The 24,488-nt window shown below is 53.3% G+C and carries 17 protein-coding genes; 10 read left to right on the forward strand and 7 right to left on the reverse strand.

Annotated features, from left to right (window positions below; translation table 11 throughout):
- Positions 1-5: 5 nt before the first annotated feature.
- Complete coding sequence (locus Q31b_RS10825) at positions 6-1,640, reverse strand: DUF1559 family PulG-like putative transporter (protein WP_197171334.1); 1,635 nt, start codon at positions 1,638-1,640, stop codon at positions 6-8.
- 125 nt (positions 1,641-1,765) lie between these two features.
- On the opposite strand from Q31b_RS10825, the gene Q31b_RS10830 reads away from it, so the two are divergent.
- From Q31b_RS10830 to Q31b_RS10865, 8 genes are all read left to right on the forward strand, one after another.
- Complete coding sequence (locus Q31b_RS10830) at positions 1,766-2,782, forward strand: AAA family ATPase (RefSeq protein ID WP_146599696.1); 1,017 nt, start codon at positions 1,766-1,768, stop codon at positions 2,780-2,782.
- A gap of 6 nt (positions 2,783-2,788) precedes the next feature.
- Positions 2,789-3,700, forward strand: a complete 912-nt coding sequence (locus Q31b_RS10835; RefSeq protein ID WP_146599697.1) for a DUF58 domain-containing protein — start codon at positions 2,789-2,791, stop codon at positions 3,698-3,700.
- Positions 3,697-5,802 (forward strand): BatA domain-containing protein, encoded by a 2,106-nt coding sequence (locus Q31b_RS10840; protein WP_146599698.1) that lies wholly within the window; start codon positions 3,697-3,699, stop codon positions 5,800-5,802. Before Q31b_RS10835 ends, Q31b_RS10840 begins: the two co-directional genes overlap by 4 nt.
- A 56-nt stretch (positions 5,803-5,858) precedes the next feature.
- Positions 5,859-8,069 (forward strand): hypothetical protein, encoded by a 2,211-nt coding sequence (locus Q31b_RS10845; RefSeq protein WP_231617521.1) that lies wholly within the window; start codon positions 5,859-5,861, stop codon positions 8,067-8,069.
- 211 nt (positions 8,070-8,280) lie between these two features.
- Positions 8,281-9,126 (forward strand): hypothetical protein, encoded by an 846-nt coding sequence (locus Q31b_RS10850; RefSeq protein WP_146599699.1) that lies wholly within the window; start codon positions 8,281-8,283, stop codon positions 9,124-9,126.
- A gap of 869 nt (positions 9,127-9,995) precedes the next feature.
- Positions 9,996-11,210 (forward strand): DUF1559 family PulG-like putative transporter, encoded by a 1,215-nt coding sequence (locus tag Q31b_RS10855; RefSeq protein ID WP_231617471.1) that lies wholly within the window; start codon positions 9,996-9,998, stop codon positions 11,208-11,210.
- Positions 11,211-11,354: 144 nt separating this feature from the next.
- Positions 11,355-12,614: a DUF1559 family PulG-like putative transporter gene (locus Q31b_RS10860; RefSeq protein ID WP_146599701.1), complete on the forward strand. Its 1,260-nt coding sequence runs from the start codon at positions 11,355-11,357 to the stop codon at positions 12,612-12,614.
- Between the two features lie 149 nt (positions 12,615-12,763).
- Positions 12,764-13,966, forward strand: a complete 1,203-nt coding sequence (locus Q31b_RS10865) for a DUF1573 domain-containing protein (RefSeq protein WP_146599702.1) — start codon at positions 12,764-12,766, stop codon at positions 13,964-13,966.
- A 30-nt stretch (positions 13,967-13,996) separates the two neighbouring features.
- On the opposite strand, the gene Q31b_RS10870 is transcribed toward Q31b_RS10865, so the two are convergent.
- Complete coding sequence (locus tag Q31b_RS10870; protein ID WP_146599703.1) at positions 13,997-14,410, reverse strand: hypothetical protein; 414 nt, start codon at positions 14,408-14,410, stop codon at positions 13,997-13,999.
- Positions 14,411-14,499: 89 nt separating this feature from the next.
- Between Q31b_RS10870 and Q31b_RS10875 the strand changes: the two genes are divergently transcribed.
- Positions 14,500-15,366, forward strand: a complete 867-nt coding sequence (locus tag Q31b_RS10875) for an alpha/beta hydrolase (protein WP_146599704.1) — start codon at positions 14,500-14,502, stop codon at positions 15,364-15,366.
- 306 nt (positions 15,367-15,672) lie between these two features.
- Here Q31b_RS10875 and Q31b_RS10880 read toward each other — a convergent pair whose 3' ends face one another.
- From Q31b_RS10880 to Q31b_RS10900, 5 genes are all read right to left on the reverse strand, one after another.
- Positions 15,673-16,245: a thioredoxin family protein gene (locus Q31b_RS10880; protein WP_146599705.1), complete on the reverse strand. Its 573-nt coding sequence runs from the start codon at positions 16,243-16,245 to the stop codon at positions 15,673-15,675.
- A gap of 274 nt (positions 16,246-16,519) precedes the next feature.
- Positions 16,520-19,855 carry an efflux RND transporter permease subunit gene (locus Q31b_RS10885; protein WP_146599706.1) on the reverse strand — a complete coding sequence of 1,112 codons (3,336 nt, stop codon included), beginning with the start codon at positions 19,853-19,855 and terminating at the stop codon, positions 16,520-16,522.
- Positions 19,845-20,954 carry an efflux RND transporter periplasmic adaptor subunit gene (locus tag Q31b_RS10890; RefSeq protein ID WP_146599707.1) on the reverse strand — a complete coding sequence of 370 codons (1,110 nt, stop codon included), beginning with the start codon at positions 20,952-20,954 and terminating at the stop codon, positions 19,845-19,847. The genes Q31b_RS10885 and Q31b_RS10890 overlap by 11 nt, the downstream gene beginning before the upstream one ends.
- 6 nt (positions 20,955-20,960) lie before the next feature.
- A complete protein-coding gene (locus Q31b_RS10895) occupies positions 20,961-22,082 on the reverse strand; it encodes an FAD-dependent oxidoreductase (RefSeq protein WP_146599708.1) in 1,122 nt (373 codons plus the stop codon).
- Between the two features lie 17 nt (positions 22,083-22,099).
- On the reverse strand, positions 22,100-22,696 hold the full coding sequence (locus tag Q31b_RS10900; protein ID WP_231617472.1) for a rhodanese-like domain-containing protein: 597 nt from the start codon (positions 22,694-22,696) through the stop codon (positions 22,100-22,102).
- Positions 22,697-22,902: 206 nt separating this feature from the next.
- On the opposite strand from Q31b_RS10900, the gene Q31b_RS10905 reads away from it, so the two are divergent.
- Positions 22,903-24,408, forward strand: coding sequence for a serine/threonine-protein kinase (locus tag Q31b_RS10905; protein WP_146599709.1), 1,506 nt, complete (start codon positions 22,903-22,905; stop codon positions 24,406-24,408).
- Positions 24,409-24,488: the final 80 nt, after the last annotated feature.

Consider the following 24,488-nt stretch of genomic DNA (forward strand, 5'->3'; position numbering starts at 1 on the left):
GGGGGTTAAAAATTCACGATTTCTTGTCCGGCGCGAGTTAGCAAGGCTTTGAACATCTTTGCATCAAATCCCTTTTTGATAAATTTGACTGCGCCATCGGCCATTCCGATGTAAAAGCCGTTGTCATTTTCACGCGTAAAATGGTTGAGAGGATCTGCCATATCAATGACAACGTCTTCAGGCTTGGACCACGGTACCGCTTGGTCGGGATTGACTTCGGCGATCAGAATGCTGTTACTCAGCCCATCAAGAAACTGCCTGAAACTTACGTTCTCTTTCTCCAACAGGCCACGGTCCTTCCCGACGATGGCATGGATGACGGTCATCCCTGCTTCTAGCTTGACCCCCTTGGCTTCGAATGCTGCCGGTAGTCGTTTCGATAGTGGCAAGTTGTGCTCGCTGTCCCACGGTTCGTCGAAGTGGAATTCTTCGTAAAGAGCTTGTTCCTCGATGAACGGTAAAATCTTCACACGCCAACTTAGAAGTGGGTTACCATCAGGATCCGTGATTGCTGCGGCGGGTAGTTCTCGGAACGCGGAATGATGATTGTGCATCGCCAACATGACCTGTTTCATGTTGTTCGATGTGTTTGTCGTTTTGAATGGCAACCGCATGTGTTGCAAATAGGGCGTCATCAAACCGATAGCGTAGCCGAGCGAGGTGCTTGCGACACCTGACTCCAAGTCGATAGCAACGCGGTCTGCATCACGATGCGGATGCAGTGCCGCAGCGAGTTTGTCGCTCATTCGTTGCCCATACGATTCGACGGCATCTTTCATTAAGTCCGAGGCGGATTCGTTAACCAACGTGCGAGTCACCTCCGCCATTGCCAACTCGGTTGCGGCCTTCAAAGAATCGTTCAATATCAGCTCGATACGTTCGGCGGCGCCGATGTCGACTCCATGAATCGTCAATTGCATTCGCACCGATTCACGATCAAAGTTGGCGTACAGATGAACGGATTCGGTCAATTCAGGGATGATAGCGAGCGGCTGTAAGTCGGGTGCAAGGGATGGGGCTGCTTGCGTCATCAACTCGGTGAGTTGTGGGCGTAGTTCGGCATGCGAATAAATGATGTTGAGCCCGTCGGTTTTCTCGACTTGTTCGGCGATCCGAGCTAGTGCGCCCGCAGCGCCATCGCTGGTGAGCATCGGTTCGAGGTACGATTGCATACCTAGGTAGATGACTCGCTCGTTGACTTGATGAAAAACGGAAAAGGGTTCGACGTCGGTTCGATAAACTTGACGGGTGCCAACCATACTGGGCTGTGAACCGCCCATCGCATTGACGAGCGACTCAGCGTCGATTTCCGTTTTCGATTCGATAATGGTGCCTAGCCAAGGTTCGTCGTTTTGGTTGATGCGAATCGCGATCGTAACCCGTTCGATCTGGCGGGCATCCATCCCGAAGGACTCGAGACCGAGCACGCCGACGATGTCGACCGGGAACCGTTCGAGTCCTGGATTCGCTAGGATTTCCGCTGGCGAAAAACAGAGAAGCAGGGTCGCATCGGCGGGAATGTGTTTCGTGGAGATGACCGAGGGCGTGTCGGTCGCTTCCTCCGCAAACCCAATCGGATGGATGAAGATTAACACGAGAACGAAGAGTAGCCAGAGTACTCGAATAGGGAATGAACGCATGGGGGAAAGTCTCATGGGTTGAAGTGGCGTGAGCCCCCTTATGCTACACGCAGCTAGTTGCCACCGCAATTCTGGGGGGGTATACTGATTTTCGCGATACTCTTATCTCTCCCTGGAATCGAGCTATGTCCCAAGTGGTTTCTGAATCCGTAGCGTCTTTAAGTGATGACGATGTTCAAGCGGTCGATCGGCTCGGGCAAGCTCATGGTCGACTCCTCGCGGAACTTGCGAAAGTCATCGTTGGCCAAAAGGACACGATCGACCAATTGCTCGTTTGTCTATTTGCTCGTCGTCACGCATTGTTGATGGGGGTTCCGGGGTTAGCGAAAACACTGCTCGTTAGCAAGTTAGCCGAAACGATGTCGCTGGATTTTTCGCGAATCCAGTTCACGCCGGACCTAATGCCGATGGACATTACAGGCACGGACATTTTGCAGGACAGCGGTAACGGGCGGCGGACATTCGAGTTTGCTCATGGACCGATCTTTGCCAACATCATCTTAGCGGACGAGATCAACCGTGCTCCGCCCAAGACCCAAGCGGCGATGCTCGAAGCGATGCAAGAAAAACGGATCACGGTGGTCGGCAAAGGTTTCGACTTGCCGCCCCCGTTTATGGTTCTGGCGACTCAGAACCCGGTCGAGCAAGAAGGCACCTATCCGCTACCGGAAGCACAACTCGACCGGTTCATGTCGCTGATCGAGCTTGATTATCCGTCGGAAGCGGAAGAGATCGCGATCGCACGAACGACGACGGGTGGAAGTTTGCCACAGCTCGAGCATTTGATGACCGCCGAGGATATCATCGCCCATCAAGATTTGGTCCGCCGAATTCCAGTGCCCGATCATATTTACACTGACGCCGCAAGACTGGTTCGCAAGACGCGCCCGAGCGGTGGAACGGCACCCGAGTGGCTATTGCCGTTGGTGTCATGGGGAGCCGGTCCGCGCGCGGTCCAGGATCTGATTCTCGGTGCCAAGTCACGAGCGGCTTTGCAAGGATCGTATATGGTTCGCAGTGAGGATATGCAGTTCGTCGCTCAACCGGTGTTGACGCATCGGATCATCACGACGTTTGCGGCCCAAGCCGAAGGGCTTGCAGCACGCGATATCGTCGGACGATTGATCGACGAGGAGTTTTAATCTTCCATGTGGAACGAACAAGCGTCCCGTGATTTCCTCGATCCGACAATTCTAGCGGGGTTGGCCGGGATGCCGTTAATGGCCCGGCGTCCGATGCGAGGGGCGGTTTCCGGCAAACACACCAGCCCGAATCGTGGTGCGAGCGTTGAGTTCGCAGAGTACCGAAAGTACGTTCCTGGCGACGACCTGCGGCGACTCGATTGGCGGGCTCACGGACGAAGCGATCGCTATTATGTCAAAGAGTTTGAAGCGGATACGAATTTGCGATGTTGCTTGGTGGTCGACACGAGTGGCTCGATGGGGTTTGGCTCCGGTTCGCTGACGAAACTCGATTACGCCCGGCGGATTGCCGCAGCAGTCGGATACTTGGCGGTACAACAGGGCGATGCGGTCGGATTATCGTGTTTGGCAGCAGGGATCGTCGAGCATTTGCCACCACGTCGTAACCCGTCGCACCTGCGAGCGGTTTTTGATGTTCTCGAGCGGGTACGGCCAACGGGTGAAACCGAGCTTGTCGATGTGCTGCATGAGTTAGCGGAGACGACTCAGCAAGCGGCGCTGGTGATTGTGATCTCCGATTTCTTTGATGATCCCGAACGACTCAAAAGCTGTTTCGAGCATCTGCGATTTCGCAAGCATGACGTTTCGCTTTTTCATCTGCTCGACCCAAAAGAAATCAGCTTTGACTTTCAACGCCCGACCCGGTTCTTGGATATGGAAGGAGGCACGTCGATCTTCGCCGATACGGGCGAGATAGCAGATCGATACCTTTCGGCAATCCACGAGTATCTCGAACAGATGCACGACGTGGTGATGCAAACGAATACCGATTACATGCGGGTCACGATCGATGAGCCCTATCAGGATGCCCTCACCCGGTTTCTGACGCGGCGTGCGACGGCCAGGAGTGTGCGATGAGTTTCTTGCAACCTTGGATGCTCATCGCTTTGCCGTTCGCGGCGCTTCCGATTCTTATCCACCTGATCAACCAGCGTCGTTATCAAACGACGGATTGGGCGGCGATGCGGTTTCTATTGGCTGCAAACCGAATGACACGCGGCTACGCCAAAATCCGTCAATGGGCAATCTTAGCAATGCGGACAATCGCGATTGCGGCGTTGGTGTTTGCGATCGGACGACCGCTCGCCAGTGGTTCACTCGGTGGGGGGCTATTTAGCTCGATCACGGGCGGTTCGGCTAGCACGATCGTCCTGGTCGATCGCTCACCATCGATGCAACAACAAGTCGGCGGCGCGTCGCTGTCTAAACTCGAAATGGGAGTCGGCCAATTAACCGAGACGCTAACGACCCTTGGGACCGAACGACTCGTTTTGTTTGACAGCGTGGAATTGACTCCTCGCGAATTGACGTCACCCGCCGAACTGCTTCAACTACCGCAAACGGGACCATCGGATGCGTCGGCAGATCTACCTGCGATGCTGATGGCGGCTCAAGACTACATCGCTGCAAACAAGCTTGGACAAACCGAGATTTGGATCGTTTCGGACCTGCGAGCTCATGATTGGAATCCCGGTGATGCTCGCTGGACTTCTTTGCGAGATTCGTTTGTCGAGTACGCGGACTTGGTTCGCTTTCGCTTGCTGGAATTCCCCCACGTCGATTCCGATAACCACAGCGTTCGCGTGTCCGACGTGCGATTGGACTCGCAAGAAAACGCATCGCGAGTCGCGATGACGATCGATATTTCCGGTAGCGATGTGACCAATCGCGACGATAAGATTCCGGTCACGATCGAACTCGACGGTTCACGCACGGTCGTGGATGTCGATGCCAATGGTTCGCTCAGCCAGTTAAAGGACCACCAAATCGAATTACCTCGTGGGACCGAGCGTGGTTGGGGGAAGGTTTCGATTCCAGCCGACACGCTGGCTGCTGACAACGTCTTCTATTTCACGTATGACAAACCAGCACCGCGACGAACCGTGATCGTCACCGAGCATGATGAATTCGCGCGAGTTCTTTCGCTCGCAGCGGAGATCAGCTCCGAAGAGAACGTGCCGAGCATGGCCGAAGTCGTTGCTCCCGCATCAGTATCGACAGTGCTTTGGCACGATGTTTCGCTCGTGCTTTGGCAAGGAGACGTGCCGGTTGATCAGGCCGCTAAGCTTCAAGCGTTTGTCGAGCGAGGCGGCAGCGTCATCTTCTTTCCCGCCCCAACGTTCGAATTGACAACCGAGTCCGAGCCCATTCCTTTTCCAGGGGATGTTTGTTTCGGTCAGTGGAATGAGCCTTCATCGCCGATCTCGGTTTCGACATGGCGCGGCGAAGCGGATCTGTTGGCGGCAACGTTGAACGGTGGTTCGCTGCCGGTGGGCCAGTTGCAAGTGCATCGCTACGCATCGATCGAGGGTGATGCAACTCCGCTTGCAACGCTGGACAACCGAGAGCCTTTGATTGTCCGCATTCCCACCCCACGAGGCGGTGTCTATGCGTGCGCAACGACCCCATGTGCTGCCGACTCGTCGCTCGCTGCCGATGGCGTCGTGCTCTACGTGATGATCCAACGAGCACTCGCCGTCGGTGCTCGGTCACTTCGCGGAGCAAATGTTCGGATTGCAGGCGAATCGACCGACGAATCGCTGCTAGGCTCGGCGATGCAATTGGATGGGCCAGAGGATCGTCTGTCGACCGAAAAGAACTCTACCGCTGGCGTCTATCAAACGGATGATCGTTGGTGGGCTGTGAATCGCGATCAAAACGAAGATGGGAACTCGGTCGTCGACGACGCCAAACTAGCCGAACTGTTCAACGGATTGCAAATGGAACGATTGAACCAGGGCGGCCAATCGACATCCTCCCTAGTCGAAGAGGTTTGGCGTGCCTTCTTGATTGCCACACTGATTGCATTGATCATCGAAGCGGTGCTTTGTCTACCGCGCCAAGTAGCGGCGAATGGCCCACGATCGTCGGTGCCAGTGAGTGGACAGGTGGCGAGTGGACAGGTAGCGAGTGGGCAAGTGGCGAGCGGGCAAGTGGCGAGCGGGCAGGTGGCGACATGAACGTAACCTCCTCGCTGACTTTCGCTTGGACAACCTGGACCGCTGCGATCGCGATCATGGCGGTGGCCGCAACGGTCACACTGGGGTGGATCGCCTGCCGCCGGACTCGCTGGCGACGTTCAACGATCTTGCTTGAAACGCTTCGGGTTCTAGCGGTCGCGTTGGCGGCGGTGCTGCTCGGTGGGCCTCAATGGGTCCAGCAATATCGGCCCGAGAGTAAGCCGGTTGTCGCCGTTCTCTGGGACGATTCAGCCAGTATGACGACTCACGATGTGGCGCGCAGCGGAGTCGCCGCAACCAGTGCAACGTCGCGGGGCGAAGCGATCGAACGATTGACACTCCCCGAAACTTGGTCCACGATCGCCGACCGCGCCGAGATCCTAATCCAACCATTCGCCGAGGCAGAACAATTGGCTGCATCGGATAATACCGTGAACGAAATTTCCAACCGGCATGGTGATCCAGACGCCGATGATTTCAATGAGGCAGGGACGGATCTCGCGAGTCCACTCGTCAACGTCGCGAACAAGAACAAGCATTTACTTGGCATCATCTTGGCGTCTGACGGTGATTGGAATATGGGAGCGGCACCCGTCCAAGCGGCAAGTCGATTGCGGTTACTCGGTGTGCCTGTGTTCTCGTTTCCGGTCGGCAGCAAAACACGATTACCAGACGTCGAACTACTGAGTTTCGATGTACCGACGTTCGCGGTCTCGGGTAAACGAGTACGAATCCCTTTCTCGATCGATAGCTCGCTGCCACGCGATCATGGTGTGACCGTGACGATGAAGTCAGCAAGTGGCGATGAGGTCAGCAAAGACATTCGTATTGCGGCGATGGGCCGGACCAATGAATCGATTGACTGGTTGCCGACCGAACTGGGCGACGAGACCTTGTCGCTTTCGATTCCTCGGCAAGCCGACGAAATTCGTGATGACAACAATTCATCTTCTGCACCAATTCAAATTCGCCAAGAGCGGTTGCGTGTGCTAGTGATCGAATCGCTGCCAAGGTGGGAGTATCGCTACCTTCGCAATGCGTTATCTCGAGATCCGGGTGTCGAGGTTTCGTGCTTGCTCTTTCACCCTGGACTCGACAAACGTGGTGGTGGAAATTCCGATTACATCAAGGAATTCCCCGCAACCAAGGAGGAATTAGCCCGATACGACGTGATCTTTTTGGGAGACGTTGGAACCGATGAGGGACAATTGACACCCGAGCAATGCGATTGGCTCGCTGGATTGGTACGAGAACAAGCGAGCGGGTTGGTATTCTTACCCGGTTGGCTTGGACATCAATTTAGTCTTCTCGAAACGGAACTTGCCGACTTGATTCCGGTGTTGCTCGAAGAGGGGCAACCGGGCGGCTGGGGTTCACGAACACCTCAGCATTTCGAACTGACACAGACCGGTCGCCGCAGTCTGCTCACCAAACTTGCAGATACTCAGGACGAGAACTTAGAGGTTTGGGAGAACTTGCCTGGCTTCCAATGGTATGCACCTGTCTTGGCTGCCAAACCGGGAACCGAAACGTTAGCGGTTCACCAAGAAATGAGTAATCAATATGGCCGCTTGCCGCTGCTAGTAACTCGTAGTGTCGGTGCGGGAAAGGTCCTCTTCATGGCGACCGATGGAGCATGGCGTTGGCGGAAAGGGGTCGAGGATCTGTATCACTATCGGTTCTGGGGGCAAGTCGTCCGTTGGATGGCTTACCAACGAAACATGGTTCAAGGCGAAACGATGCGGCTCTACTATTCGCCTGAGCAACCACAAGAGCGTCAAACGATCACCTTCAATGCCAACGTGATGGAAACGAGTGGTGAACCACTCAGTGGTGGTAACGTGACGCTGATGATTGAGCCACCATCGGGTGCAGCTACGAGCGTTCACTTTGAAGCCACTGGCGATGCGTGGGGCGCCTTCAGTGGTCGTTTCACCCCGCGTCAAGCAGGCGAGCATCGTTTGACGCTACAGTGCAAAGAGACGGGCAAAACGCTGGAAAGCAAGATTGTCGTACAAGGCGTTGCACTTGAGCAGGTCGGTAAACCGGCGCGGCCGGATGTGCTGGAGGAAATTTCGCGTGTCACGCGGGGGCAAACGCTCTCGCTCGACCGCGTTGACGATTGTTTGCAATTGTTATCGGCAATGCCCGACCCGCCCCCGGCCATACGACGCATCCCGCTTTGGAGTCACCCGTTGGTTGTCGGTTCCTTTATTCTGCTACTAGGTATTTTCTGGGTCGGTCGTAAAGGAGTTGGCTTGATATGATTACGAAACGGTTGACGATTCCCCATCGCTTAGAGCACAACGGTTGCGTTTTCACGGGCGTGTTTGGAGTCTGAAGTTGATCGAAACGTTCCCAAGGATGGTCACGGGGCTTTTTTCGAGTAAACTTAGAGATCGAGTTCGCCCTGGTAGAATAACCGTTTTTTTGCCAATTCGAATTAGATGACCCCTCCATTTTAGAAAAGAGTATTCGATGAAAAAACAACTCTACCTATCGCTCGCTGCGGTACTCGCTCTATCCGCGACGCTGCAAAACGCGAGCCAAGCGGCAGAAGTGGTTGCGTTTTGGGGATTCGCAGATGACTATGATTTTGAAGGGACGGGTGTGGGAGGGGCAAATCCGTCGAAAATCAATTTTGCGGCTGAGGTGAACAACACTCCCGGCGCTGCAAACCTACAAGCTTATCTTGGTATTCCAGATGAGCTGGACCCAAATGGCGGGGGTGGCTCAAGAGCCTACACCTCACCAACAAGTGGCATTACCTACGCTCCAACAAGGACTGTCAAATGGGATGATCTAAAGGGCGGTGGTGACTCCTTTGACATCGGTGGAGTGGACACATTTATGGTTGATAAGCTGGACGGGGATGGCCCATTGGCCAATGACTTCGGCAACGACGCATTGATGTACATCACGTTCGACGGTACGGGATTCAAGGATTTTGAATTCCGCTTTGACATCGAAGCGACTCCAGACGATCTTGCTGACTCGTTCGATGTTTTCTACCGTGTGGGTGGAAGTGGAACTTGGTTCCGAGATCCGAGTCAGAACAACATCTCGCTATCGTTTCAAGATTATGATGTTGTCGATCCTGATAATCAGTTTGCCCTAAGTGGTCAGATTTCGCTTTCCTCGAGCTTGAACAATCAAGCCTCGATCGAGCTGATCATCAACGACTTTGCCGAAAACGGTAACAACGAGATGGAGATCGATAACTTCGAAATCATCGGGTCAGCGGTACCGGAGCCAGGTTCCTTCGCATGTCTGGCTGCCTGCACAGGTCTAAGCCTGATTGTTCGCCGGCGCAAGACTCGCTAACCCATCGGGGAGCGTCCAAAGATCGCGAAGACAGTGGCGAAAATGACAACAGGCGAAGTTCGTGAAGCTGCGAGTGATGGATCAAGTCGCTCAAGAGATTTCCGAAGCCTACAGCCAAGTGGATTTTCGCGGCTAGCCGATCGCGACCACCCAGCGTGCTATCCAGATTACCGATGCACCGAAAACATTCTTTTTGCCCTGCGGTGTCTGAAAAACCTACCCTTCGGTACTTGGGATTGATGAATCAACCCACGAATTCTTCTGATTCTTCTGAACAGCCAACAAAATAAACAAATGTCGTTGCCGGTAGTGGATCTCGTTAAAGATCCCATGCGTCAGGATCTTTAACAGGATCCACTACCATCATCGTGCATGCTTTCTGAACTCGATCAGTCGTCCAATTTCTGCGATGAAGTTTGGATGAAGCGAGCCATTACGTTTTGTCTTTCCAAGACGCATCTCCACGGCTGGCTGACTGTCTCAAGGTGGCAAGTTTCACCGTTGGACCTTCTTTAATACTTGCTTCGAAGCCCACCAAAAACGCGGGTAGCGTCTGACCGTTTTGCCCGCGATTCCATCGTTTGTGAGCAAATGGTTAAGGCTTTATGTGTTTACAGATTCGCTATTGATCTCACTCAATTTGGTGTTTCAATACCGCCGACATCCAAGCGATGAGCAGAAACAAACGCAATGTCAAAGAACGTCGAACAATCGGTGAGGCAAGAACCATCAACCTTCACCAAATCCTAACGAGGAGTCAATAGAGGGTTCACGTTTCACCGTTCTACTTCGCTCGTTCTGGCTGCGTATCGATTTCCCCCTTTCAAGCGAGAATGACCTTGGCAATTAAGCCGAAAAACCAACGAAGCATGAGACGCCGACGAAGTGGTTTCACGCTTGTAGAAATGCTTGTGGTGATTTCCATCATTGGCGTTTTGGCATCGTTGCTTCTACCTGCGATCAACAAAGCTCGTGCTGCTGCACGCGGATCGCAGTGCCAAAACAACCTTCGTCAATTCGGCGTTGGTCTAGCGGCCCGAGCTGTCAGTTCGCCTGATCGGTCGTATTGCTCGGGCGACTTCAATTTCGAACGAGATGGCGTTCCAACTGAATACGGCTGGGTTTCTGACCTCGTCGATCGCGGCATCTTAGTAGGTGAAATGCGTTGTCCAGGAAACCCTGCGACTTCATCGGTTGCAATTCAACAAGTTCTAACCATGGATATCAACGACATCTCGTTGGCGTCCGATGCCTCTTGTGCCGCATGCACTCGTTGCATGGACGGCCGACGAATGGGAAGCGAGCCCTATGTCAATGCGATGGGCGATCGGGTTGCCAATGTCGCCTACGAGATTGTCGAAAATGGATTGGTCGATCCGGTTGCACGAGCATCCGTCATCAGCAAAAAAATGATCCAGGAAGGCTACAACACGAACTACGCCGGCAGTTGGTTCTTGTTCCGTAGTGAATTTCGACTCGATTCCGACGGCAACCCAAACTTTGACGATTCAGCATGTGCAGTTGCATTTTCGGGTGCTTCGACTCGTCCGGCAATGAAAAGTTGGCTTGGAGACAAGAAGAGCCGGTACATGACTCGCGGCCCCCTCACGACTCGGCAAGTCGATTCGGCCCGCGCCCCCTCAAGTACCATCCCGCTTTTGTGCGATGCGGGGGCGATCGGATATCTCGATGTCGAGGTCGACGGCACCGTCCCTTACCAGTCTCCATTTACCGTTTCGATGGTCGGCCAACCGGTTGCAACGGTTGCAGGTAGCCATGGAGCGCAGTTCGAAGTGCCCAGCTTTAACAAGGGAAAACCTCGTGACGGCGTCAACGGTTGGCTTCGCGCATGGGGCCACAATACGAAACAAGATTATCGCGGGATGGCTCCGCTGCACATGGGAGTCGCTTATGCCTTGATGGCGGATGGCTCCGTCCAAGCGATCGAAGATTCCAACGGAGACGGGTTCATCAACAACGGCTTCCCGCAGCATCCTGATTTTTGGACGAGCGATGAGATGGAAGTTGGAGATTTGAATTTGGCCAGCTACTACTCGCTAATGAGCAAAGGAAAAGAGAACTAAATTGACGACGACGCTTGATTCTTTCACCGGAGGTCCATGAAACAGAGAAATCCCCCCACGAAATTTTACAGACATCCCGCCTTACACACGAAGTTTGGATGTGTTTTCCAAACTTACCCATAAATCCATGTTAGGAAACAAAAAATGAAGAAGAAACAAAACGGTTTTACCCTGATCGAAATGCTTGTCGTGATTTCGATCATCGCTATTTTGGCCGCGCTGGCACTGCCTGCGTTGGCGAAGGCACGCGAAGCGGCTCGTCGTAGCCAATGCTCAAACAATTTGCGTCAATTCGGTATCGGATTGCTGACTTACGCAGAACGAGATCAACTCGGTCGCCTCTGTACTGGTGCAAGCGATTACCGTCGCGATGGTTGCATGGATACCTATGGTTGGGTTGCTGACCTTGTCAACTCCGGCCTTGCTATGCCTTCGGATATGCTTTGCCCAAGCAACGGTGGCAAAGGTAGTGAAAAATTGAATGACTTAGTTGGAACCGACACCACCGACGGAAAAGGGACCACCGTCAGACGTCTCAACACGGGGCAATGCAAACAAATTTTTGGTGCAACTCCAACACTGACTGCAAATTCGGAGGAACGCGCATCACACATCGGTACACAATTCCTCGAAAAGGGCTACAACACCAATTATGCCGCCGGTTACCACCTCGTGCGAAACTCACCGCTTACCAGCGGAACGGGCTCTAACATCGTGTTGAACACACGCAGTTCAGTCCAAACGGACTTCAAGCAACGTGAAGGTACCATGGGACCGATCCAACTCTCGGTCCTTGATGGCAGCCGTATCCCATCTTCGAGCATCGCTCTTTTGGGTGACGCGGGCCCTGGTGACATCGACGAAGCAGTGTTGACGGTCTCGATCACTGGCAGCAACGGTGAAGAACTGCTGCCACAAGGTATGATCTTAACCGAAGCGTTCAACGATGGCCCAGCTTATGTGAACAGCGCAGGTTCCATTTCTTTGGCGAAACAAGATGCTGCGGGACTTTCAGACGTTTCGCTTCCAATCGGCGTTCAAATGGCTTGTGAAAAAGGGAATGCAACCATCAATAGCTGCTTCGACTTTACCCTCCAAGTTGGTCCGACCGGAAAAGGTGGTAATAACCTCTACCTGCAGGACACACGTGACTGGTATGCCCTTCACGGTGGAATCGCCAATATCTTGATGGCCGACGGTTCCGTCAAACAGTTCTACGATGGCAATAATGGCGATGGCTATTTGAATCCAGGCTTCCAGTTCTACACTACGACGAATACGAGTGGCGAAGCACCTGATTCACAAGTCAGCGGATTCGCTGACAGCGAAGTTGAGATTGCTCCGAATGAAATGTTCACCGGGTTGTTCATCGACGAAATGATCTTGAAGGGCACCTTCGAATAAGAACACCGCGTACTGCTGACACCATCACCAGATTTGATGGTGCTAGCTGCGGGTTCCAATGATAAATCGATCGCCCAGAGTTTTGCTCTGGGCGTTCTGCTGAATGACGTACGACCTGAAATACTTTGCTTTCGATCTAATAGACATCAATGACCTATTCAACCGCTCAGAAAATAGCTTGGCTACTCGCTGCGTCCGCAATGATGATCGGCGTCGCTGTTGCGGTCGGTTCCGTTGTGACCTACAAACCCTACGGTGTTCCCGATCATCGCCGCGAAGAGTACGACCAAATTGTTCGTGATCTACAAGAGAAACATTCGGAGATTGCCCAATCGAAACGGAATCGCAACGCTATTGCTTTTGCTGAACAAACCGAATTTGACTTCGGACTCATCGATCCGGGGACCGAAGGAGCCGAGCACGAATTTGTGATTCGTAATCGTGGCATTGGACCGTTGGTATTGAGCGATGGAGGCAGTAGTTGTAAATGCACCGTCGCGGAAATTGCCGACCCAATCATACCGTCTGGCGAAAGCCGAAACGTTAAGTTGGTTTGGAATGTTGGCAGCGATATCACCGACAATTACGAACAACAAGCGATCATCCAAACGAATGACCCGCAGCGTCCCGAAATTGAGTTGACCGTACGCGGTAAAGTACGATCGAAGTGGGCGATGCATAGCGATAACTTAACACAACTAAGGGGAATACCTGGAAAACCAATCGAAGCATCCTGTGTCATCTACAGCCAATTGTTCGAGGATTTTATTGTGCTCGATACCGAGACTTCCGTGCCGAATATTGCCGTCTCCGTCGAAGCGATGAGCGAGATGGATCGAGTCGGTTTTCATGCCAGATCAGGATACGAATTGCGTTTCAAGTATCGCGCAGCTTCCGAAAACTCACGCCGTTTTGATGAACTGGTACGCGTCAATGTTTTCGATGTTGAAAGCGAAGAAGTCCGCTGGATCGAAGTTCCTCTCTCTGGCACGTTCGGCGAACCCGTTGTGTTTCTCGGCCCCGCGATCGACATCGGCTCGGGACTCGATCTGGGGACCGTCGAAACGGGTTCAAAAAAGACATGGTCCTTCTTAGCACGTTTTCGTACCGAACAGGAGGTATCGGAAGCTTATGTAAAAGATGTCAAGCCGGATGGTCTGATTGCGAAGATTGAGCCCAGCAAGCGTGTTAAGAACACCTTTCGTGTCACGCTCAGCCTAGCAAGCGAGATCGACCCGCAAAGGTTCCGATTCGACAAACAGGGTTACGTCGAAGTCGCAGACCGAGCCAATCCAAAGCAAAGCAATTGGATGCCACTACACGGCGAAATTATTCTGCCGCCTCGGAGGTAGGAAGCCCAGGTAGGAAGCCTGGCAACGAGATTAAGTTCTCGCTTCCACGCCGAACATCGTCTTCACCGATGGACGCATCAGTACCAGGATCGTCAAAACCCCCAGGACGGTGCCAAAAGGCATCAACATGCATTCGATGCCGGCGATGACGAGACAGTACATATAGCCACTTCGCCGTGCGAGCTTACGACCAGTGATCGCGATCGCGATCGCAAACGCAAGGCCTATCAGCATCATGGCCAAGGGGATGAGGATAAAGAACCACCCCAGGAACGCGGGCGGCGGTGTGCCACTATCGGGAACATCAAAGGCTCCCGATACGATTCCAATGCCGATCACCAAGTGCAAAATCGGGAAAAGGGAGAAGAGACCAACCATGCCAGCGACTACGTAATGAAAAATCGTTAGTAGGTTAAGCTGCTCAGCGTCTTGGTTGGTTTCCATGGTTCGATCCACCGCTAGATTGACTATGTAGTAGGAAAGGCGATTCGTTGGTATCCTTGAGCCTGACAGACTCAACAAGGGAAATCAAGATGAGCGAAGCCCCCCCATCCAACAATCGCCCCCGAAAGAGGTTACTCTATTCGGTCGGGAGAATCATTGCACTTTCCTATCTCGCTGTTTTGGTTGCACTCGTCGCCATGGAGACTCGATTGGTCTACCCCGGCGCCTTCATGGATGCTGACCGACAACTCGCCTTGGACTTGGATCCTGACATCACAACAGTAGTCTGTACCGCTGCCGATGGCGTCCAAACCAAAGGGCGACTTGTCGAGAAGCCGGATGCGGAACAGGTGGTGCTGTTTCTACATGGCAATGGAACAAAAGCAATTTGGCAAGACAGTCACATCGAATCGATTAGTCGTGACTTGAACGCCCATGTCTTGGCAGCCGAGTTCCGCGGTTTCGCCGGCGACGACCACACTCCAAGCGAAGCGGGAATTATCGCTGATTCCATTGGAGCGCGCGACTATCTTTGTGCACGGTACGATCTTGCCCCAAGTGGAATCATCGTCTACGGCGAATCGCTCGGCGGTGGATGTGCCGCAGCGGTTGCTGCCAAAGGCGGTGCAAAGGTGTTGATCCTAGAGCGGACATTTGATCGGTTGGTCGACATTTCTGCTGATATGTATCCCTGGGTGCCCGTGAAATTGCTGATGCGAAACCGTTTCGATTCCGTGGCCCGGTTATCGGATTACGACGGGCCGTTCATTCAATTACATGGAGACGCGGATACCCTGATTCCGATAGAGAACGGACGCAACCTATTCCAATCGGTTCCTACGACAGACAAGGTTTGGATCGAAATGCAAGGCATCGGTCATAACGACTCGTTGCCGCCATCTGCGAGAGCTCAATTGAAGGCAGCGGTGAAAAGCATCGTCGGCATAAACGGTTAGGCTGAGCCATTGAAAGGTGTGGCAATGAAAAATGCGGCCTGCGCAGCCCTTGCTTCTGCGAGGCTTGTCCCGGTTTTCACAGTGGGTGTTTTTCCTGCTTCCGTCCGGCTTGTCCGGGCGGAGCAACAAGTGGCAGCTACCAGGAACGCAAAATCCCACGCTCGCCCCACCCCCACCAATCGCCTCCGACGATTGGTGGGGGTGGGGCGAATTTCTTTCAGCCGTGCGGTTTGTAGCCGCCACTTGTTTCCTCCGCCGAGACAAGCTCGACGGAAGGATGTTTCAGGCAGTCCATTCCGCAACAAACTATTGCATCCAATTGACTAGGTCTTTTTTACTGGCCATGCCGGTTTGGCGATGAACCAATTGCCCATTCTTCACCACCATCAAGGTTGGCAATGCAGACACTTGCAACTGCTCAGCCAACTCGGGATGCTGGTCCACATTGACCTTGACGATCAACGCCTGTTTTTGTGCTGCGGTTGATTCCAGGTCCCGTAGTATTTTTCCTTGACTACGACACGGGCCACACCAATCGGCATAGAAATCCAAGATAATGGTGCCAGACGCCGTCGCGATGGCTTCATCCAAATCACTGCTGGCGGGCAAATCGATTAACGACGGGGTGGGCGGTTGTGGCGTCGTCATCGAACCTACCAACGTTTCGCTCGGTTCGATGTACGTCGTCTGCCCGACGGTTGGCATCGCGGCTGGCTCAGAGGCAACGTCTTGTTTCACGACGGCGTTTTGTTCCTGAGCTGAATCGTATCCGCGCGGAGATTCTTGATCCAGAATCGCTGACGTGCCACCCGCACAACCGATCACTGCGGACAGAACGAAAAGCGAACTAGAAAAGAGAACGAACGAATAGGTTTTCATGGGCTTGCCCTTTGGTGTTTGTCATTTCATGGCAGCGGCGGCCATCCGAATCGGTTGAATTGCCTCTGCCTTGTTGAGATGGACAAACCAAATATTGATCCGCCAAAGATCTGGCTTGTAACGGCACGTTCTGTCCGTTACATGAGCCGACGATGCACAACGCCACCAACCATTTCAAGGATTTTGCAAACCATCAGGACCATTTCATTCGTTTGTCTTTCAAGGCAGTTTTTCGGTAGAGGACCTTGCTAAAGATCCTGATGTGGTGGGATCTTCAAGAAGATCCACTACGGGGAGGGGAAGTCTTCGCTGCATTTTGATAAAGGATCCAGTACGCGGCGGGGATAACGATCAACGTGAAGACGGTCGATGTGACAATGCCGAAAATGATTGCCCAGGCAAGTCCCGAAAAGACGGGGTCAAGCGTGATCACCCAGTTTGCCAAAAGCGTTGTGCAGGCGGTCAGTAGAATCGGTCGAGTGCGGACCGCGACGCTGCGAATGATCGACTCGCGCAAATCGTGTCCTTCCTCCAATGCCAAGTGGATAAAGTCGATCAGGACGACCGAGTTGCGAACAACGATACCCGCCAAAGCGATCATCCCGATCATTGCGGTCGCCGTGACAAAGACAGGGTTGGGATGACCGCCCACGGGTTGGTTCATGATCGCGTTGAGCCCCCAAAAGCCAGGCATGATGCCGATCATGGAAAGCGGAATCGCGGACATGATCAATAACGGCAACGTTCGTGAACCGGTTTGGAACATCAGCACGACAAAGATACCAATCAAGGCGGCTCCAAAAGCAAGCCCGAGATCACGAAAGACATCGAGCGTAATATCCCATTCCCCCTCGCCAGCCCACTCGACGTGATAGCCATTGGGAACGCCCCAAGGCACACCGCCGCCGAGCGATAGCCATGAACGCTTGGAAAGAGGCCGTGGCGATGCGTCCGAGTCAACGCCCCGAACGTCGCTCGCTCGATCCCACTCGACATCCACGATCGCGTCCGCAGGAGGTCGTCCAGCGACTTCTGCATAGACGTAAACGACTCGCTTGAGATTCTTGTGATAGATCGATTTGTCCTCGATCGTTTCGCGGAATTGACCGAGGGACCCCAATTGCACCGCTTGGCCGCTCTCGCCTTGAATATAGATCTGCTTAAGCTCCGCCAATGAGGAGCGGTTCGCCCTCGGTAGACGTAGCTCGATCCATAGCGGTTCGACCTCGTCGGGTGTATGTAGAACAGTAGCTTTATGCCCGCTAAGTACCGTTTGAACGGTATCGGCGACTGTCTGAGTTGAAATCTCTGATAACGCAGCCTTTGACTTGTCGGTTTCGAAAACAAAGCGAATTTGGTCGTCTTCGGCGCTCGTGTCTAAATCGACAACGCCTGGTTCAAAACTCAGACGCTGCATCACGTCGCGAGCGACATCGATCTGCGCCGCATAATCGCCATCGGGCGGACCATAGACCTCCGCCGTGATCGTTGCCATAACAGGCGGCCCCGGCGGTACTTCGACCAACTTGATGTTTGCATCCATTGACTCAGCAAGCGTCGAAATTTCGTCACGAATGCGAAGGAGAATTTCATGGGATTGCTGAACTCGCTGTTCTTTGGCTAGCAAGTTCACCCGGATGTCGGCAACGTTCGATCCTTCACGCAGATAATAGTGCCGAACCATTCCGTTGAAGTCCATCGGTGAGGCTTCCCCAACGAAAATTTCGTAGTCCTTGACTTCCGATAGCCCCCCCAAGTAGGCACCGAGCCGCCGCGAAACCACATCGGTTTGTTCCAACGTCGTTCCTTCGGGCATATCAATGACAATCTGGAATTCGTTCTTGTTGTCATAGGGCAGCATCTTTACAGGCACCCAACGCATCACCGGCGGGATCAACGCGGCGAAAAAAAGACCGGCAATGGTGAACAGGACTCCCCAAGCCGCGAGCCGTCCCCGCAGAATCGGGCCGAGTATCCCGCGCGACATGCGGTAGAGAGGTTTCGTCGTCAAGTCGTAGGACGGTCCGCTTTCCGATTCGTTATTGATCTGCCGGAGTGACACCATCGCCAACCACGGCGTGATCAAGAACGCGACAAAGGTCGATACCGTCACCGTCAAAGGCACGTTGAGTGCCATCGGCGCCATGTACGGCCCCATCATCCCCGTGATGAATGCCAACGGAAGAAAACTGACAATGATTGCCAACGTCGATAGAATCAACGCCGGACGCACCTCTTGAACCGCTCGTAAGACCGACGGACGCGGGGGCAGTACCTTCATGGTGAAATAGCGAGCGATATTCTCGACGTCGGTGATCGGATCGTCGACCAGCAGTCCAAGTGCCAGGATCAGAGCGAACATGGTCACGCGATTGATTGAATAACCGACCAACAAATTGATAAATAAAGTCAGGCTATAGCAAACCGGAATCGCAATCGCAATCACCAACGCTGGACGCCAACCCATCGTCAATCCGATCAATCCGATCACCGTCAGCACGGCAACGGCCAGCCCTTCAATCAATTCGTTCACTTTTTCGTTGGCGGTTTCACCATAATTGCGAGTGATCCGGAATTGCATTCCGTCAGGCAGATGTGATGCTGTCAATTCGGCTAGTCTTGCCTCGACCGACTCGGCGACGGCGACCGCGTTGGAGCCTTTCCGTTTCGCAATGGAAAGATGAACCGCTGGATAGAGCCCTGTCTTTTCCCCCTGCACCGCATCAGCCGATCCAAAGCCGATCCAGCTGTAGCCCACGGGTTCCGCAGGTCCATCCACGAGACTGGCAATGTTTTTCAAATAGACCGGTCGGCCACCCGAGACATTCACGACAAGCTCATTCAAGTCGTCAACACCACGGATGAACGTCCCGGTTTCAACGTTGAACATCGTGTTTTGTTGTTCGAAACTCCCGTTGCGAGCCGTCACGTTGCTGACCTGCAAAGCCTGGGCGACCTGAAGGGGGGATGTTGAATGAGCCGCTAAACGCTGGGCATCGAGGTTGACCGTAATTCGTCGCGGACGCCCACCGATCACGTCAACACGGTTTGCACCCGGTATGGCTTGTAGATCTTGTTGGACTTGCTCGGCAATCCGACGCAAATGATGATCGCCATATCGATTCGGTTGGTCCGACCACAATGTCGCAATCACAATCGGCACATCGTCGACTTCGATCGGTTTGACCACCCATGATTCGATTGCCGGAGGAATCAAGTCAACCGAGGAGTTGATCTTGTTGTAAATTTTGACCAGCGAGTCCTCGCGGTCTTCTCCTACAAAAAAACGTACGGTGACAACGCATTGTCCCGGTTGGGACGTCGAGTAAACGAACTCGACGCCATCGATTTGGTTCAGTAGTTTTTCAAGCCGATAGGTGACTTGCCGCTCGACCTCCTCTGCCGACAAGCCAGGTGCGATGGCAAATACGTCAGCCATCGGCACGACGATTTGGGGTTCTTCTTCGCGTGGCGTCAATGTCAATGCTGCTGCGCCGAGCATTAACGACACCAGGATTAACAGGATCGCGACATCACCACGCAGAAACAATTCCACAATGCGTGTCATTAAGGGAACATCATTCGGTTTCAAGTCGGTGCTATTGGACATCGGTTTCGCTCCCACTTTGAAGCAACACGCGTTCGCCTGCTTCTAATCCGCTGAGCACTTCTTGTCGCCCTGGCATGCCAAGTTGTCCAATTTTGACCAGCCGTCGTTCGATGGTGCCATCGGCAAGGATGACGTCAACAAAATCCAATTGACCGACCTCGATCAGGGCCTTGGTATTGAGGCACAAATACCGTCGCTCGCCCGCCGGGATTCGCAACCGTCCAAACATGCCCTCGTAGAGATCGTCGGACTTCGGCAGAGATGCTTTGACCAAGAACGATCGGCTCGGGGCATCCGCTTGTGGGACAATTTCATCAACGGTCGCGGTGTACTCACGACCGATCGAGTCGACGTAGACCTTCAATTCATCGCCGACTCGCATCTTAACTGCCAATTGCTCCATCACCGGTGCCTCAAGTCGCATCGAAGTGGCGTCGTAGAGTGTAAGGATTGGCGATCCTGGTTGGGCGATATCGCCTGGTTCCGCCGATCGATCGACAATCCGTCCGTTCTTCGCGGCCTTGATGGTTGTGTACGAGAGCATCGTTTCGAGCTCGGAAACCAATTGTTGAGCACGTGATTCTTCGGCCCTTGCGACCCGCAAGTTTCGTGTTGCATCATCAAATTCAGAACCTGAAACCGCGTTTTGCCGCTTGAGCGATTCGATTCGCTCGTACTGTTTCTCAGCTTGGTTGCGATTCGCGATTGCAGCATCAAGTGAGCGTTTGGCTTGATCGAGCCTTGATTGATACTCCTTGTCATCAAGTTGAACAAGCGTTTGCCCTTCAACAACTTCATCGCCTGCCGCCACCGTGATCTCATTGATCGTTGCCATGATTTTGGAAGACACGACGGTACGGCTCGATGCTTTAAGCGTTCCAATTGCTTCTTCGATCGTCGTCTTGCGGATCTCATGAACGACGTCAGTCGGCTCGTTGGTGATTCGCCGCAGCGTTCGGTCGGTGTGTCCCGGTTGCACCTTTTCCTCGAACATCCCCGACATCCAACCGATGGCCAGTACCAGAGCAAGGAGGCCGACGCCAACCATGGAGACTCGTAGCAATCCTTGTGACCATGTCTTCAGTTTTTTGAGATTCATCGCTATTTACCTAAATGACTCTACGAATTTCTGGTCGATCCACATTTTTAACTTCCAACACCAACGGGCATGAGCCGTGAACCATTTGTATTCGAGGAGAGCCCTACCATCACCCGTGTTGAGAATTTTCAGAAAATTGGACTGAGGCTCGAACGAATGCAAAGGACTGCCCTGGAGATAGGCACGCAGATTATGCTCAAGGATGGGACATTGTCGTACCGCGTACACGCCCGCTTTGGGTGAAGGTGATTTGAGGATCGTTCCCGAATCACCCACCGCGAAGATGCGTGGGTCTGATAGTGATTGAAGTGTCTCGCTCGTGGCAATGAAACCACGATCATCCAATGTGAGGCCAAGACGCTTTAAAACCGGTGGTGCTGCTGCGCCGGTAGCCCAAATCACACATTCCGTTTCATGAGAGACGCCATCGTCCGTTACGATAGACTGATGATCCACCTCAATCACGCGGTGCCCATAATGAACTTTGATCCCGCGAATATTGAGTAGCTTTTCGATACGTCGAACGCTGCGTCGGGTCATACCGCCCGCGAGAGAATCGTCACTTGTGAAGATTGCGATTTCGACGTTACGCTGCATGGCTCGTTTTCGAATTTGTTCTTGCAGGCAAAACGCGATTTCAACGCTGGCGACTCCACCGCCGACAATCGTTATTCGAACGTTAGAGTTGCTGGTTCGATCTAGCGACTGCAGTCGTTTTTCAAGCCGCTCCAAAAACGTTTGCATGGGCTTGATCGGCACAAAGGACTCCACTCCGGAGTATTGATTTGCACCGGCCGGGATGGAACCGACGCCAATCGACAGAGCGTCAAACGAGATCGGGCTGCCGTTACGAACAAGCAATTGACCTGCATCCAAATCGATGCCGCAGGTGTCGGCGATCACTAACTCGGCGTGACTTCGAGCACAAAGCGACGCAAGATCAATCCGCATCTCATCGTCACTAAATTGCCACCCCAGTGTACCGGGCAACATGCCTGAATAGGTTGCCGACCCGAAGTTGCTAATGCAAACCAAGTCACAATCAGGAATCGGATCGTCGGCCCATTGCTTGACGACGTGAGCGTTGGTGTGGCCGACCCCCAGCAAAACGATTCGCTTGCGATTCATCGGAGCTTTCGCATCACTCAGCGAGTGACCTGTTCGTATTTTTCGGGAATGCGATACTTGTCGCTGGAAGTGTGGACTCGGTTCGTCGGTTTACCATCAAGCGTGACCAATGGCAAACCAGCATCGACCCACTTCAATATGCTGCCACGGTAGTTCTTGACCTTGACCCCTTCGCTGGCAAGTTTTTTTGCATAGGCGCCGCTGCGACCGCCGACGGTGCAATACGGTATCACCAGTTTGCCACGATAGTTGGCAATGTCCTTTTCATATTGAGCTTTCGTGATAGCCCCCGGGATGATCGAAACGTTGACTTCCGCCTCGGATCGGACATCGACAACGACAAAATTCGAATCAAGTATTTTTTTTCCGGACTGGTTCGCCTCGTCGACTAATCGTTGTCGTTCTGAGAGCATCTTGTGCAGAGTGCTGGTCTCAAGCGTTTCCACCTTCACCCCACCGCCAAACAACCCCCCAAATTGGGAGAAAGCATTGGTGGAAGCGGAGCATACCAAGAGAAGGCTCGCGACCAGAAAGCGATTCGTTTTCATATTTGCGTTGGGGCTTGCGTTTCGCGGTACATCGACCATGTTGGCATGCCGATGGGGAACCATCATGTCAATATATCGCAAGGTGGCGACATGTCAATTGCATTTGATGTTATTTCGCATCGATTGTCGTACAGGGCTGTTAGCGGTGCGACCGGCATCCCATTCGTCGAGATTAGAGAAAAGGCTGGTAGGGCAAGCGCAAAATTGGTTTTTTGATGTAGACTATGCTTTTGCTTATCTCTTCCAGCAGTGCACGTTTTTACACATATCCAATGAGTTCGATTACTCCTGAACAATTAGTCTCGCGGATCAAAGACCTGGGGCTTGCCGACCCTCGTGTGATTGACCGCGTTCGTGGTGAGCAAGCTGGCGGTGAAATCTCGCTCGCTAGCACCATCGATGCGATGCAACGTGCTGGAGTGGTCACGACGCTGCAGATTGAAAAGATTTTACGTGGTGATCGGTCGGGCTATTATTATGGCGAATACAAGGTTTTGTATCTGATCGGGGCCGGTACATTTGCAAGGGTTTATCGGGCTTCCAAAGATGGAAAAGTCTTTGCCGTGAAAGTACTCCGCAAGCGGTTTCGTGATGAACCGAAGGAGCTTGAGCAGTTTCTTCGCGAAGGACGGATGGGGTTAAAACTTCGTCATCCAAACATCGTGAGTATTTTTGAAGTGGTTCCCGACGTTCGGAATCCCTTTTTGGTCATGGAATTTGTCGAGGGCCAAACGCTACGTGAATTGGTCAAGCTGCGGGGAAGATTGCCAGCTGATTTGTCATTAAAGCTAGCAAACGAGATTTGTTCCGCACTCGCCCATGCGGCCTCATTGGGGATTTCGCATCGTGACTTGAAGTTATCGAACGTGTTGATTTCGACCGATGGTCGGGCCAAATTGGTCGACTTTGGACTCGCAGCCCTGGCGGACCGAAATAACCCGGAGCAGGTAGCGGATTGTCCCAACGCCCGAGCGATCGATTATGCAGCTCTCGAACGTGGAACAGGCGTTCGTAAAGACGACCCTCGAAGTGACGTGTTCTTTGCCGGAAATATGCTCTATCACATGCTCGCAGGCACGCCAGCTCTCACTGAAACCAGAGACCGGTTGCAACGGCTCAACATCAGCCGCTTTAGCGACATCGAGCCGTTGCCCAATTTGGTCCCGGATGTTCCGGGGGTTGCCAATCAGGTGGTGCAGAAGGCGATGCGGTTCAATGTTGACCAGCGTTATCAATCGGCGGCCGAGATGCAGGCCGAAATCAGAAAAGCGATTGCGATTTTGGAGAAAGGAGACACGAGCGCCGCGGGGGGGGAATATTACCAACCGATGGCCGAGCACACCGACGACGATGAGATTCCATCGAATGAGGGCGAAGGATTTGTTGTCATGTATGTCGAATCGAAAGCGACTTTGCAAAACGCCGTTCGGGATCGCTTGAAAGCGCGTGGGTATCGTGTCTTAATCATTCAAGACCCACGCCGCGCCTTATCGCGTTTTGGTGGAGACGAGGAACCGCCCGCCGACGTCGTGATTTTCGGAGCTTCCGACCTGGGGGCGGAAGCCATTGAAGCCCACAACCAATTTGCCGAGAACGAAGCGACCGCACACATCCCCACCATCTTGCTAATCGATCGTCGCCAAACCACTCTGATCGCCGAAGCGATACGAGGTGAAAAACGAAAGATGCTGGGGTTGCCTCTCAAGGTGCGTGAGCTGCGAACCGCACTGGCACTTGTACTCTCGGGCGTCCAACGCCGACCACTTGGGACGTACTAGAGACCCGTAGCCGAGTCTCTCCGAGACTTGCTGTCTTCGGCAACCCGATTCCTCGGCGTCTTGGAGAGACGCCGCTACGG

It is taken from the genome of Novipirellula aureliae (assembly GCF_007860185.1).
Classification (GTDB): Bacteria; Planctomycetota; Planctomycetia; order Pirellulales; family Pirellulaceae; genus Novipirellula_A; species Novipirellula_A aureliae.